13 protein-coding genes are annotated in these 13972 nt (G+C 66.9%); 8 read left to right on the top strand and 5 right to left on the bottom strand.

Annotated features, from left to right (window positions below; all coding sequences use genetic code 11):
- Positions 1-32: 32 nt before the first annotated feature.
- The gene (locus tag ATO6_RS10975; RefSeq protein ID WP_088624041.1) at positions 33-485 is read right to left on the bottom strand and encodes an isoprenylcysteine carboxylmethyltransferase family protein; all 453 of its coding nucleotides are present in this window, start codon (positions 483-485) and stop codon (positions 33-35) included.
- Between the two features lie 152 nt (positions 486-637).
- Here ATO6_RS10975 and ATO6_RS10970 point away from each other — a divergent pair, with 152 nt between their 5' ends.
- Positions 638-1390, top strand: a complete 753-nt coding sequence (locus tag ATO6_RS10970; protein WP_088624040.1) for an SDR family NAD(P)-dependent oxidoreductase — start codon at positions 638-640, stop codon at positions 1388-1390.
- Between the two features lie 113 nt (positions 1391-1503).
- On the opposite strand, the gene ATO6_RS10965 is transcribed toward ATO6_RS10970, so the two are convergent.
- From ATO6_RS10965 to ATO6_RS10955, 3 genes are all read right to left on the bottom strand, one after another.
- Positions 1504-2283, bottom strand: coding sequence for a gamma-glutamyl-gamma-aminobutyrate hydrolase family protein (locus ATO6_RS10965; protein WP_088624039.1), 780 nt, complete (start codon positions 2281-2283; stop codon positions 1504-1506).
- Positions 2284-2406: 123 nt separating this feature from the next.
- Positions 2407-2844 carry a heme-binding protein gene (locus tag ATO6_RS10960; protein WP_088624038.1) on the bottom strand — a complete coding sequence of 146 codons (438 nt, stop codon included), beginning with the start codon at positions 2842-2844 and terminating at the stop codon, positions 2407-2409.
- 102 nt (positions 2845-2946) lie between these two features.
- Positions 2947-5109, bottom strand: a complete 2163-nt coding sequence (locus ATO6_RS10955; protein WP_088624037.1) for a malate synthase G — start codon at positions 5107-5109, stop codon at positions 2947-2949.
- Between the two features lie 130 nt (positions 5110-5239).
- Between ATO6_RS10955 and ATO6_RS10950 the strand changes: the two genes are divergently transcribed.
- Together ATO6_RS10950 and ATO6_RS25590 are read left to right on the top strand one after the other, a co-directional pair.
- Positions 5240-5581, top strand: coding sequence for a helix-turn-helix transcriptional regulator (locus ATO6_RS10950; protein WP_088624036.1), 342 nt, complete (start codon positions 5240-5242; stop codon positions 5579-5581).
- A 34-nt stretch (positions 5582-5615) separates the two neighbouring features.
- Entirely contained in the window at positions 5616-6509 is an 894-nt protein-coding gene (locus ATO6_RS25590; RefSeq protein ID WP_088624035.1) for an SRPBCC domain-containing protein, read from the top strand.
- A gap of 63 nt (positions 6510-6572) precedes the next feature.
- On the opposite strand, the gene ATO6_RS10940 is transcribed toward ATO6_RS25590, so the two are convergent.
- The gene (locus ATO6_RS10940) at positions 6573-6773 is read right to left on the bottom strand and encodes a hypothetical protein (RefSeq protein WP_088624034.1); all 201 of its coding nucleotides are present in this window, start codon (positions 6771-6773) and stop codon (positions 6573-6575) included.
- A gap of 123 nt (positions 6774-6896) precedes the next feature.
- On the opposite strand from ATO6_RS10940, the gene pepN reads away from it, so the two are divergent.
- The 5 genes from pepN to gatB all read left to right on the top strand — a co-directional run bounded on the left by pepN (position 6897) and on the right by gatB (position 13924).
- The gene (pepN, locus tag ATO6_RS10935; protein ID WP_088624033.1) at positions 6897-9446 is read left to right on the top strand and encodes an aminopeptidase N; all 2550 of its coding nucleotides are present in this window, start codon (positions 6897-6899) and stop codon (positions 9444-9446) included.
- Complete coding sequence (locus tag ATO6_RS10930; RefSeq protein WP_088624032.1) at positions 9439-10191, top strand: SDR family oxidoreductase; 753 nt, start codon at positions 9439-9441, stop codon at positions 10189-10191. Before pepN ends, ATO6_RS10930 begins: the two co-directional genes overlap by 8 nt.
- Positions 10192-10261: 70 nt before the next feature.
- Positions 10262-10822, top strand: a complete 561-nt coding sequence (locus tag ATO6_RS10925; RefSeq protein ID WP_088624031.1) for a type 1 glutamine amidotransferase domain-containing protein — start codon at positions 10262-10264, stop codon at positions 10820-10822.
- Between the two features lie 179 nt (positions 10823-11001).
- Positions 11002-12348 carry a hypothetical protein gene (locus tag ATO6_RS10920; protein WP_088624030.1) on the top strand — a complete coding sequence of 449 codons (1347 nt, stop codon included), beginning with the start codon at positions 11002-11004 and terminating at the stop codon, positions 12346-12348.
- A gap of 64 nt (positions 12349-12412) precedes the next feature.
- Positions 12413-13924, top strand: a complete 1512-nt coding sequence (gatB, locus tag ATO6_RS10915) for an Asp-tRNA(Asn)/Glu-tRNA(Gln) amidotransferase subunit GatB (protein WP_088624029.1) — start codon at positions 12413-12415, stop codon at positions 13922-13924.
- Positions 13925-13972 lie beyond the last annotated feature (48 nt).

The following is a 13972-nucleotide window of genomic DNA, read 5'->3' as shown; positions in this document are numbered from 1 at the left end:
AGCGCCGGAATTGCACGTTCTTGCGCAGAGTGTCAAACCCATCTGCGCACCTTCTGGCTGTAGCGCGCGAAATCCACTCTGAATTTGCGCCGCAGCCCGTTCTCCTCCGGTATCACGAAGCGTTTTTCGATCACCCATACGAAAATGGGTATCAGGGGCAGCGTCAAGACCGCACCCCAGTAAAGGATCATCCCCGACAGGATCAGCACGTCCCCGACGTAGATCGGGTTGCGCGAGCGCGAGAATATTCCGCTGGTCACCAGCCGGTCCGCCTCGCGGTGCGGGATGATCGTCGTGCGCTGACGCCGCATCTCGTAGGCCGCGAGCGCGATCAGCACCAGACCGCCGCCGACCAGCAGCCCGCCGAGGAACCGCGCCCAGGTCGTGCCGAAGGTCAGGCCCATGGGAAACCATGTCGCCTGCGCCCAGGCAAGGGCGAGGCATCCGGCAAGCCAGACGGGCGGCATGTCGATCCATCTCTTCATCACCGCCACGTTACCCTGCGTCGCGCCGGGACGCCATCGCCCGCGCGACAGGTTTCGCCGATGCCGCACCCCTGCCGTTTTGGCGGGCAGTCAATGGCTTGCACCCGGTGCGGGCGCCGGGTTAGCTGACCCCGGCAACAGGGAGAGAACGGATGTATCTGCAGGGCAAACACGCGATCGTCACCGGCGGCGGCACGGGCATCGGCCTCGCCATCGCGCGGGCACTGGTGTCCGAGGGCGCCGAGGTCACCATCACCGGCCGCCGGATCGACGTGCTGAAAGAGGTGGCCGAGCCGGGGATGCATCCGATGGTCATGGACGTGACCGACGAACGCATGGTCGCCGACGTGACCGCCGCCGCGGTCGAGGCGCGCGGGCCCATCCAGATCTGCGTGGCCAATGCCGGCATCGCGGAGGGCCGCAAGCTTCACAAGACCAGCGGGGAGTTCTGGCGCAAGGTCATGGCGACCAACCTCGACGGCTGCTTCTACACCGTGCGCGAGAGCCTGAATTCCATGCTGACCACCGACTGGGGCCGGGTCATCGCGATCTCGTCCATTGCCGGCCTCAAGGGCCAGCCGGGCGCAGGGGCCTACTCGGCGTCCAAACACGGGGTACTCGGGATGATGCGCAGCTTTGCCGAGGATTTCCTCGGCCAGCCCTACACGTTCAACTCGATCTGCCCCGGCTATGTCGACACGCCGATCGTCAGCCGGAACACCGATGCCATCGCGCAGCGCACCGGCATGGATTCCGACGCCGCCCGGCAGGTCATGGTCGACGTGAACCGCCACAAGCGACTGATCGCACCGGAAGAGATCGGCGCGGCGGCGCTGTGGATCTGCAACCCGGTCTGCCAGTCGGTGAATGGCACCGAGGTCGAGATCATCGGCGGACCGGTCTGAGCGGACTTCGGCGCGCCGGACATCCTGCGCTGCCGTCGCCCGGCCGGCCGGGATCATGACCTGCAGGTTGTGGGAGGATCCGCCTGTCACCGCCGCCCGGCGGTGACCTGACCTCAGGCGCTCTTGAGGGCCCGTTCCGGGCGCTTGCCCTCGGCCCAGGCCCGCGCCGCTTCGCCGAATCCCTCGAACAGCGGCCGCGACACCGGATCGGCGGCCGCGTTGTATTCCGGGTGCCACTGGACGGCCATGGTAAAGCCCGCCGCGCCCTCGATATAGGCCGCTTCGGGCGTGCCGTCCGGCGCGGTCCCGTCGATGACGAAGCGCCGCCCGGCCTTGACCACGCCCTGCCCGTGCAGCGTGTTGGTCATCACCTCGGGCGCGCCCATGAGCTTGTGGAACGGCCCCCCCTCGGTGAAGGACACCTTGTGGCGCAGGGCAAACTTTTCCTCCAGCGTGCCGTCAGGCGGCATCCGGTGGTTCATCCGGCCCGGAATATCCCGGATCTCGGGATGCAGGGTCGAGCCCATGGCGACCGCCACCTCCTGGAAGCCCCGGCAAATGCCCAGGAACGGCTGCCCGCGCTCGACACAGGCGCGCACCAGCGGCAGGGCGATCGCGTCGCGCGCCCGGTCGAAGGTGCCATGCGCCTCGGTCGCTTCCTCGCCGTATTCCTCGGGGTGCACGTTCGGGCGTCCGCCGGTCAGGACGAAGCCGTCGAACATCTCCAGCAGGTCGTTCACCGTCACGTAGCGCGGGTCGGCGGGGATCAGCAGCGGCAGCCCGCCCGAAACCTCGGCCACGGCCTCGGTCGTCATGATCCCGCCGGCATGCGTGCGGTAGGTGTCGTTGATGACGTGAAGGTTGGTGATGATGCCGACACGGGGGCGCGTCATGATGAGTCCTGCTCAGTTCATCCTGCCGTTACAATAGCCTGCACCGGGCCGGGAATGAACCGCGAAACATGTGCACCCATGCACGACCAGCCCCCCTGCCCGCGGATTGTGCAGCGTGAGCGCTCACGGCTCGGGCGTGTAGCCCGCCGCCTCGATCCCCGCGACCGCCGCCTTCGCGTCGTTGTCCGAGGCGTCGCCCGAGACCCCGACCGCGCCCAGCACCACGCCCTTGGCGTCGCGCACCAGCACGCCGCCCGGCACCGGCACCATCGCACCGCCGAAGACGCCGTTCGCCGCCCCGACGAAAGCCGCGCCAAGCGCGCCGGTCTCGACCCGCGCCGCCAGCGCCTCGCCGCCCATGTGCAGCATGACGGCGCCATAGGCCTTGCCGTGCGCGATCCCGAACCGCCCCGGCGAGGCCCCGTCCTCGCGCTCGAAGGCCTTCACGTGCCCGCCCGCGTCCAGCACCACCACCGCCAGCGGCTTCAGCTCCAGCTCGCGCCCCGTCTCGAGCGCCTTGCGCACGATCGTGCGCGCCTTTCTCAAAGTGATCTCGGCCAAAGCAATCCTCCCCTGCTTCTTCTGGTTCCAAATACCTCGGGGGGACTCGGCCCAAGGGGCCGATGGGGGGCAGCGCCCCCCTCCTCCCTCACCACAAGGCGCCTACCCCGCCGCCTTCATCTCCAGCCGCCGCCGGTGCAGCACCGGCTCGGTGTAACCCGACGGCGTGACCCGCCCCTTGAACACCAGATCGCAGGCGGCCTGGAACGCGAAGCCGTCGAACCCCGGCGCCATCGGCTGATAGTCCGGATCGCCTTCGTTCTGGCGGTCCACCACCGCGGCCATCTTGCGCATCGCCTCCATCACCTGCTGGTCGTCGATCACCCCGTGATGCAGCCAGTTCGCCAGCGCCTGCGAGGAGATCCGGCAGGTCGCGCGGTCCTCCATCAGGCCGACGTCGTTGATGTCCGGCACCTTGGAACAGCCGACGCCCTGGTCGACCCAGCGGACCACATAGCCGAGGATCCCCTGCGCGTTGTTCTCGACCTCGCGCACAACCTCTTCGGCGCTCAGGTTCCGCCCATGCAGCACCGGGATCGTCAGCAGGTCGTCCAGCGTCCCGCGCGGCCCGCCCGCGGCGATCTCGGCCTGCCGGTCGGCGACGTCGACAAGGTGGTAGTGCAGCGCGTGCAGCGTGGCCGCCGTCGGCGACGGCACCCATGCGCAGTTCGCGCCGGCCTTCGGGTGGCCGATCTTCTGCTCCAGCATGTCGGCCATCCGGTCCGGCATCGCCCACATTCCCTTGCCGATCTGCGCACGGCCCTTCAGCCCGCAGGCCAGCCCGATGTCGACATTGCGGTCCTCGTAGGACTGGATCCACGCCGTGGTCTTCATCTCGCCCTTGGGCAGGAACGGCCCGGCCTCCATGCTCGTGTGGATCTCGTCCCCCGTCCGGTCGAGGAAGCCGGTGTTGATGAACGCCACCCGGTTCTTCGCGGCGCGGATGCATTCCTTGAGATTGACGCTGGTGCGCCGCTCCTCGTCCATGATGCCGATCTTGACGGTGTTCGGCTTCAGCCCGAGCATTTCCTCCACGCGGGTAAAGATCTCGTCCGCGAAGGCCACCTCGTCCGGGCCGTGCATCTTGGGCTTCACGACATAGACCGCGCCGACCTCGGAATTGCGGTCGCCGCCGGACTTGGCGATGTCGTGCATCGCGCAGGCCACGGTGATCGCGGCATCCATCAGTCCCTCGTAGACCTCCTTGCCCTCGGCGTCGAGGATGGCCGGGTTGGTCATCAGGTGCCCGACATTGCGGACCAGCATCAGCGCCCGGCCCTTGACGCGCAGCAGCTCTCCGTCCGGCAGGGTGTATTCCGTGTCGCGGTTCAGGCGGCGGGTGAAGCTGCGGCCGTCCTTCTCGATGACCTCGGTCAGATCGCCCTTCATCAGGCCCAGCCAGTTCCTGTAGGCGCCGACCTTCTCCTCGGCATCCACCGCCGCGACGCTGTCCTCGCAATCCATGATGGCCGAGACCGCGCTTTCGATCCGCACGTCCGAAATGCCGGCCGGATCAGTCTTGCCGACCGCCGTGTCGTGATCCACGACCACCTCGATCAGCAGCCCGTTCTTCCTGAGCAGCACGCTCAGCGGCGACTGCGCGTCGGCCCGTGCGCCCACGTATTGCGCGCTGTCGGCCAGGCCCGTCGGCCCCGCGTCGGTCGCGACGACAAACGTCCCGTCCTCCTGCACCGTCAGCCCCTTGGCGTCGGCCCAGCTTGCGCCCTTCAGCGGGACGGCGGCATCCAGATGCGCCTTGGCCCGCGCGATGACCCGCGCGCCGCGTTCGGCGTCGTAGCCCGAGCCCGACGGCAGGTCGCCAAGCGCATCGGTGCCGTAGAGCGCATCGTAGAGCGACCCCCAGCGGGCGTTCGCGGCGTTCAGCGCGTAGCGCGCGTTGGTCACCGGCACGACCAGCTGCGGCCCGGCGATGCGCGCGATCTCGGGGTCGATGTCGCCGGTGTCGATCCGGAAATCCTCGCCCTCGGCCACGAGATAGCCGATCTCCTCCAGATAGGCGCGATAGGCGGCGGGATCATGCGCCTCGCCCCTGCGCGACAGGTGCCACGAGTCGATCTTCTGCTGCATCACGTCGCGGGTCTTGAGCAGCGCGCGGTTCTGCGGGGTCAGATCGGCCAGCATCGCGGCAAAGCCGGACCAGAAGGCATCGGGCGTCACGCCGGTGCCGGGCAGAACCTTGTCGTTCACGAAGTCATGAAGGATGGCGGCCACCTTCAGGCCGTGAAGTTCGACTCGGTCCGTCATGGTCACACTCCCGTGAAAAATATCCGGAGGACGGTAGCCCTGCACCGCCCGCACGGCAAGGCGGGCAAAACTTAGCCCATCAACTAAGTTTCCGATTGACGGCCCCGCCCCGGCGGAATTACTTAGGCATATGGCTAAGCATGATCCGTCCCTCGACCACATCTTCTCGGCGCTTGGCGACCCGACCCGGCGCGCGATCCTCGCCCGCCTCGCTTCGGGCCCGGCGACGGTGTCGGACCTCGCGGCCCCCTCGGGCATGGCCCTGCCCTCGTTCATGGGTCACCTGAGAAAGCTGGAGGCCGCAGGTCTGATCGAAACGGAAAAGACCGGCCGCGTGCGGTCCTGCACGCTGAATCCGGCGGCGTTCACCCCGGCCTTCGACTGGCTGGAGGAACAGCGCGCGATGTGGAGCGGACGGCTGGACCGGCTGGACGCCCTCGTCCGGATGCTGGCCGCCAAGGACAAAGACTGAAACACCCACCAAGGCATCCCCGGAAAGGCACGCCATGTCGACCGACCTGACTTTCACCCGCATCCTGCCCGCGCCCCGCGACCTCGTCTGGGCCTGCTGGACCGATCCGAAACTGGTGACCGAGTGGTTCATGCCGAAACCGCACCGCGCCCTTTCGGCCGAGATCGACCTGCGACCCGGCGGTGCCTTCATCGTCGAGATGGAAGTGAACGGCAACGTGATGAAGAACCCCGGCGTCGTGCTGGAAGCGGTGCCGGCCCGGCGGTTCGTCTTCACCGACACCTATGAACCAGGCTGGAAACCCAACCCAGAGCCCTTCATGACCGCGATCATCGACCTGGCCGACCATGAGGACGGGACCGAATACACCGTGACCGTCCGCCACCGGAATGCGGAGGCCGCAGAGCGCCACAAGGACATGGGCTTCTTCGACGGCTGGGGCACCGTGGCAGATCAGCTTGGCGCGTTCGCCGTGGCGCAGCAGGGCCCGAAGCCCGAACACGAGATGGTCGTCACCCGGCAGATGGACGCGACCCCCGCACAGGTGTGGCAAGCCTGGACGGACCCGGAGCTGCTGCAGTCGTGGTGGGGGCCGGCAGGTTATCACTGCGAAACCGAAGAAATCGACCTGCGGCCCGGCGGGCGCTGGCGGTTTACCATGGTCGGGGACGGCCAGCGGTTCCCGAACCTGCACGAATTCGGCGAGATGGTCCCCGAAAAGCGGCTGACCTACAGGCTGTCGGGGTTCGACGACATGCGTCACCATGCAGACGTTGTGGTGACCTTCGCGCCGGAAAACGGCGGCACGCGGGTCACGCTTCACATGACGATGGTCGACATGAAGACAGCGGATGCCCGCAAGTTCGGTGCGCTGGAAAAAGGGTACGAGACCCTGTCGAAACTGGCGGAAACCGCGCGCACCCTGTGATCCCGCCGAAAACGAAAGCGGACGCCTGTGGCGTCCGCAAAGCATCGTCGTGTGAGCGTCCGATCAGTCGGCAGCTTCCTCCGTCCCGGTCCGGCCGTCGATCTGCACGGCGGCCCCGTCCGGGGTGGATCCGTTGTAGAGCGCGGCGCCGGTGGTCAGCAGACCCCCGAAGATCACGCCGAACACGATGGCGAGGACAATGCCCCAGATCGGAATGGCGTGGTGTTTCTTCTGGCGCTCGATGTTCGTGTCGGGTGCGGACATGTTTTTCTCCTTGTCTCTTATGACCTGACAACGTCTGCCGTCCGGCCCGGTTCCACGGGCCGGAGCACTTGCATTTCCGCCCTGCCTGCCCCAGCAATGCGCCAGCGCAGCAGGAGGACCCATATGACGGCCGCACCGGACAGGACGATCTACCTAGACGATTACACCCCCCCGGCCTGGCTGGTGACGAGCGTGAGCCTGACGTTCGTGCTGTCCCCGACGGCCACGCGGGTCAGATCCTCGGTCCGGTTCCGTCCCAACCCCGACACGACCGACCGGCATTTCTTTCTGCACGGGGAAGAGCTGAAACTGATCTCGGCCAGCATCGACGGCACGCCGGTCACCCCCGAGGTGACGCCCGAGGGCCTGACCTGCACGGTGCCCGACACCGCCTTCCTGTGGGAGTCCGAGGTGGAAATCGCACCGGCGGAAAACACAGCACTGGAAGGGCTTTACATGTCGAACGGCATGTATTGCACACAGTGCGAGGCCGAAGGCTTCCGCAAGATCACCTACTACCCCGATCGCCCCGACGTGATGGCGCCGTTCCGGGTGCGGATCGAGTCGGACCTGCCGGTCCTGCTGTCGAACGGCAACCCCAAATCCAGCGGCAAGGGCTTTGCCGAATGGCACGACCCGTGGCCCAAGCCCGCCTACCTGTTCGCGCTGGTCGCGGGCGACCTGATCGCCCATACCGGCAGCTTCACCACACGCTCGGGCCGCAAGGTCGAACTCAACGTATGGGTGCGGCCCGGCGACGAGGGCAAGTGCGCCTTCGCGATGGAGAGCCTGAAGAAATCCATGAAATGGGACGAAGATGTGTACGGTCGTGAATACGATCTCGACATCTTCAACATCGTGGCTGTCGACGATTTCAACATGGGCGCGATGGAGAACAAGGGGCTGAACATCTTCAACTCCGCCGCCGTGTTGGCCAGCCCGGAGACCTCGACCGACGCGAATTTCGAGCGGATCGAGGCGATCATCGCGCACGAGTATTTCCACAACTGGACCGGCAACCGGATCACCTGCCGCGACTGGTTCCAGCTGTGCCTCAAGGAAGGGCTGACGGTCTTCCGCGACGCCCAGTTCACCGCCGACATGCGGTCGCCCGCCGTCAAACGGATCACCGACGTGATCGACCTGCGCGGACGCCAGTTCCGCGAGGACAACGGCCCCCTCGCCCATCCCCCGCGCCCCGACCACTTCGTCGAGATCAACAATTTCTACACCGCCACGGTGTATGAAAAGGGCGCCGAGGTGATCGGCATGCTCAGGACGCTGGTCGGTGAAGGCGGCTACGAGCGGGCGCTGGACCTCTACTTCGAACGCCACGACGGTCAGGCCTGCACGATCGAGGACTGGCTGAAGGTGTTCGAGGACGCCACCAGCCGCGACCTGACCCAGTTCAAGCGCTGGTACACCGACGCGGGCACCCCCCGCGTCAAGGTGAGCGAGGCGTGGGACGACGGCACCTATTCGCTGACCCTCCGCCAGGCCACGCCCCCCACCCCCGGCCAGCCGGACAAGCCCGCGCGGGTGATCCCGGTGGCGGTCGGCCTGCTGGGTCCCAACGGGGACGAGGTGCAGGCCACAACGGTTCTGGAACTGAAAGAGGCGGAGCAGACCTTCACCTTCACCGGCCTGTCCGCGCGCCCCGTGCCGTCGATCCTGCGCGGCTTCTCCGCGCCCGTGATCCTCGACCGCGAAACCGACAATGCCGAGCGCGCCTTCCTGCTGGCGAACGACACAGATCCGTTCTGCAAGTGGGAAGCGGGCCGCGCGCTGGCTCGGGACGTGCTGGTACGGATGCTCGACGGCGCGGCGCCGGACCCGGCCTACCTCGGCGCGCTGGAAGCGCTGCTCGCGGACGAGAGCCTCGACCCGGCCTTCGTGGCGCTGGTGCTGGCCTTGCCGTCCGAAGACGACATCGCGCAGGCACAGGTGGATGCGGGCCGGGTGCCCGATCCACAGGCCATCCACGACACGCGCGAGCGGTTGCTGGACGCAATGGCCGCGGCGCTGGAACAGTCGCTGCGCCATGCCTACGAGGTCAACCAGATCCCCGGCACGTTCCAGCCGGACGCGGGCCATGCCGCGGCGCGGTCGCTGGCCAACACGGCGCTGATGCTGATCTCGCGCCGGGACGGCGGCAAGCTGGCGCAGCAGCAGTTCGCGGCGGCGGACAACATGACCCAGCAACTGGCCGGGCTTTCGGCCCTGCTGACCGCCGGTGCGGGCGACGTGGCGCTGAAGGCGTTCGAAACCCAGTGGCGCGGCGACCGGCTGGTCATGGACAAGTGGTTCGCCCTGCAGGTCGCCCATGCGGAACCGGCGGAGACCGCCGAGATCGTGGCGAAACTGGCGGCACATCCCGATTTCACCATGAAGAACCCCAACCGGTTCCGCGCGGTCTATGGCGCGCTTGCGATGAACCAGGCCGGGTTCAACCATGCCAGCGGCGCGGGCTACCGGGCGATGGCGGATGCGCTGATCGCGCTCGACCGGCTGAACCCGCAGACGACCGCGCGCATGTCGACCGCCTTCCAGACATGGCGCCGCTACGATGCCGACCGGCAGGACCTCGCGGCGGAGGAACTGCGCCGCATCCTCGCCTCCGACGGGCTGAGCCGCGACACCACCGAGATGGTCACGAGGATCCTAAATGGCTGACCCGCGTACGCTGTTCGTCACCGGCGCAAGCTCGGGCATCGGGGCCGCCGTCGTCCGACAGGCGGCCCGGCCCGGCCTCACCGTCCTCGTCCACTTCAGCGGCAACCTGAGCGGGGCCGAAGCGGTCGCCGCCGAGGCGCGCGACCGGGGGGCCACGGCGCATCTGCTGCAGACCGACCTCGCCTATCCCGACCGGGTGGCGCCGATGATCGCCGAGGCGGCGGCGATGACCGATCCCGCCCTGCCGCTCGACTTCGTCAACAACGCGGGCGTGGTCGACAGCAAGGGCACGATCACCGACATGACCCCCGAACGGCTGACCCGCATGTTCAACGTCAACGTCATCTCGGCCATCCTCGCCGCACGCGGGGCCGTCGGGCTGATGCGGCGGCGCGGCGCGGGCGGCGGGATCGTCAACATCTCGTCGGTCGCGGCACGGATCGGATCGGGTAACCAGTATCTCGACTATGCCGCCTCGAAGGGGGCCATCGACACCTTCACCCTCGGGCTGGCGGATGAGCTGGTCGCCGAGGGCATCCGCGTGAACGGCGTCCGCCCCGGCATCATCGACACCGGGATCCACGGCAAGGGCGGCGAACCCGACCGCGCAGCGCGCTTCGCGCCCAACCTGCCCATGGGCCGGGCCGGAACGGCGGACGAGGTGGCACAGGCGGTGCTGTGGCTGCTGTCGGATGCCGCATCCTACACCACCCGCACGATCCTTGACGTGGCGGGAGGCCGCTGAGAGCCCGACAGGCTGGAACAAGGTGCCGGGGCCGTCCGTTTCTCCTACCAACAAAGGAAAGGAGACGGACATGCCTTCCATCAAGAACGCACGCATCCTCATCATCGCCACCCACGGGTTCGAACAATCGGAACTTGAGGTCCCCCGCGACAAGCTGCGCGAACATGGCGCCACGGTCGAGGTCCGCAGCCCCGACGGCAAGCCGATCAAGGGCTGGGACGAAAGCGACTGGGGTCGCGAAGTCCCTGTCGATGACAAGATCGACGGCGCCAAGGCCGTGGATTACGACGCGCTGGTCCTGCCCGGCGGCCAGATCAACCCCGACCTGCTGCGGGTGGACGAAGACGCGATGTCGGTGATCCACGACTTCCTCGAGTCCGGCAAAGTCGTCGCCGCGATCTGCCACGCGCCGTGGCTGCTGATCGAGGCCGATGCGGTCAAGGGCCGCGAGGTGACGTCCTATCATTCCATCCGCCGCGACGTCGAAAACGCGGGCGGCAAGTGGCGTGACACCGCGGTGGCCTGCGACAAGGGCATCGTAACAAGCCGAAATCCGGGCGATCTTGACGCCTTCGTGGCGAAAATCGTCGAGGAAATCGAGGAAGGCGAACACACCCGCCGCGCCGCATAAGCGCTGATATCGCCTGTGAATCAGGGCTTTGACGCCCCCGCCCCCGGTCACAATCCCGCTGACCGGGGGCATTTTCATGGTTATCCTTCGCGAAACTTCCGCCGTATCTCCTGAAAGCAGCCATTATTCAGCCGGAAACCACGCGCATCTGTTGTGCATCGCATCAGCGGAGCCACGACATGCGCGGTATCGACCGGATCAACGACATCTTTTCTGCCCTGCCCCTCTCCGGGCGCGGAGATCGCGGGCGTTCGCCCGGTGCCGATGGCAAGGCGCGTAAAGGTGCACCGAAGCCAGCGGCCCGCAGCCAGACCGACGCCGTAGGCTTTGCCCAGTTCGCCATGAGCCTGACCAAGGGGCGCCAGCCGCGAAACAGCCGCGATCGCGGCTTGCTGCTCCCCGTGCACTCGCATGCGCAGGAAGATCAGGTGCGCCAGACCTATATCGGCAAGGGCCAGTTCCTTGTCCGGCAGGACCAGTGGGACGTGCTCGGCCGCCTGATCGCGGAAACCGACCGGAACCGCGAAACCATCATGGACGGTCAGAGCCATGCGGCGCTGCTGTCGCTCGGTGCGCGATCCGATTTCGTGGAAGCCGCCCGCGTCGCCGTCGCGGCGGGCGAGGCACCCGACACCTCGATCATCGCCTCGCTGGAGGAAGCGCTGGAGGATTACAGCTCGTCCTGGGGTGTGGGCGTCGTCGTCGCGCAGGCGCATATGGACATCGGCATGGCCATGCTCGGCCCCCGCCGGCCCTCGGCCCGTCCGCCCGCGGACAACCCCGAGTTCCTGTATCACTTCCGCCGCGCGGGCGAGATCCTGGACCAGTTCTGCCCGGTCGAGGAAAACAGCGCCCTGCTGGCCGAGGCCCGCTGCACCGCGCTTCTGGGTGCGCCCGATGCGCGGGACCGGGTGGCGGACGACTATGCCGATCTGATCGACCTCGACCCCACGAACCCGCGCCACATGCGCACCTACGGCCTCCAGCTGCTGCCTCGGTGGTTCGGGTCCTTCGAGATGCTGGACGATCAGGCCCACGAGACCGCCGAACGGACCGAGGACCTGTGGGGAGATGCCGGGTATGCCTGGGTCTGGCTCGACGTGCTGCGCGCCGTGCCCGAAGCGGCCGGGCGGCTGGACCTCGACCGCTATCTCGAGGGGCTGAACGACATCCTGCAGTTCCGCCCCGGCCAGCGGATGGCCAACCTGATCGCCGCGCATTGCGGCATCGTCATGGACCCGAGCAGCGCGCCCGACGACATGCGTGCCGGCGCGCGTGAAAACCGTGCCGCCATCCATGAACGGTTCGGAAAGGTCCTGCGCAACGACCTGCGCGAACTCTACCCGCGTTACTGGGCCGAAGCCCAGCAGTCGCCCTTTGTCGCCCTGCCCGCCTCCGACGTGCTGGCCGAGGAAGGCGAGGCCATCGCGCGTTCGCTGATCTCGCGCGAGTTTCACGAGGAACTCGCACAGGGACACATCGTCGAATTCACCGCCGAAGGCGTTCATCTGCGCGAGGCGGACTGAGGCACTTGCCCCCCTATCGGCCCTGTCCTAGAAGGCTGTGATCGACAGCCGGAAAGGACGGGCCATGCTGGATCTCGCGTATGAGACGCCGAAACCCAAGGTGATCGCAGGGGCGAAGCACGACTGGGAACTGGTCATCGGGATGGAGGTGCACGCACAGGTCTCGGCCCGCGCCAAGCTGTTCTCGGGCGCCTCGACGCAGTTCGGGGCGGAACCCAATTCCAACGTCTCTTTCGTGGATGCGGCCATGCCGGGCATGCTGCCCGTGATCAATGAATTCTGCGTGGCGCAGGCGGTCCGGACGGGGCTTGGACTGCGGGCGGAGATCAACCTGTTCTCGGCCTTTGACCGCAAGAACTACTTCTACCCCGACAACCCGCAGGGCTATCAGATCAGCCAGCTCTACCATCCTATTGTCGGCGAAGGGGAAATCCTGGTCGACATGGCTCCGGGCGTGGCACGCTTGGTGCGGATCGAGCGCATTCATCTGGAACAGGACGCGGGCAAGTCGATCCATGACATGGATCCGAACATGTCCTTCATCGACATCAACCGCACCGGCGTGCCGCTGATGGAGATCGTGTCGCGCCCCGACATCCGCGGCCCGGAAGAAGCCGCCGCCTACATGGGCAAGCTGCGCCAGATCCTGCGCTATCTCGGGACCTGCGACGGCAACATGCAGAACGGCAACCTGCGCGCGGACGTCAATGTTTCGGTCTGCCGGATCGGGCAGTACGAGAAATACCGCGAGAGCGGCGATTTCTCGCATCTGGGGACGCGGTGCGAGATCAAGAACATGAACTCCATGAGGTTCATCCAGCAAGCCATTGATTACGAAGCGCGTCGGCAGATCCAGATCCTTGAGGCCGGCGGCAAAGTCGATCAGGAGACACGGCTCTACGATCCCGACAAGGGCGAAACCCGGTCGATGCGGTCAAAGGAAGAGGCGCAGGATTACCGCTATTTCCCCGACCCGGACCTCCTGCCGCTGGAGATCGAACAGGCGTGGGTGGACGAGATCGCGGGATCGCTGCCGGAACTGCCGGATGCGAAGAAGGCGCGGTTCGTCAATGACTTCGGCCTTTCCGAATACGACGCGTCTGTGCTGACCGCCGAGGCCGAGAACGCGGCCTTCTTCGAGAAGGTGGCCGAGGGGCGCGACGGCAAGCTCGCGGCGAACTGGGTCATCAACGAGCTGTTCGGCCGGCTGAAGAAGGAAGATCACGAGATCACCGACAGCCCGATCACTCCCGAGGCGCTCGGCAAGATCGTGGGCCTGATCACCAAGGGCGACATCAGCGGCAAGATCGCCAAGGATGTCTTTGAAATCGCGTATACTTCCGGTCGTGATCCGGAAGAGATCGTCGAGACCGAGGGCATGAAGCAGGTCACCGACACCGGCGCGATCGAAGCGGCGGTGGACGAGGTGATCGCGGCCAACCCGGCGCAGGTCGAGAAGGCCAAGCAGAACCCAAAGCTGGCGGGCTGGTTCGTCGGTCAGGTGATGAAGGCCACCGGCGGCAAGGCCAACCCGGCGGCGGTCAACGAACTGGTGACGCAGAAGCTCGGTCTGTGAGGCGGCGGGCGGGGTGATCCCCGCCCTGCGCGGCCGCACGGGGCCCCG

The sequence above is a fragment of the Oceanicola sp. 22II-s10i genome (assembly GCF_002210105.1).
Taxonomy (GTDB): Bacteria; Pseudomonadota; Alphaproteobacteria; order Rhodobacterales; family Rhodobacteraceae; genus Pseudooceanicola.
The sequence above is the reverse complement of the archived record's forward strand: the minus strand, read 5'-3'. Positions and strand labels throughout refer to the sequence as shown.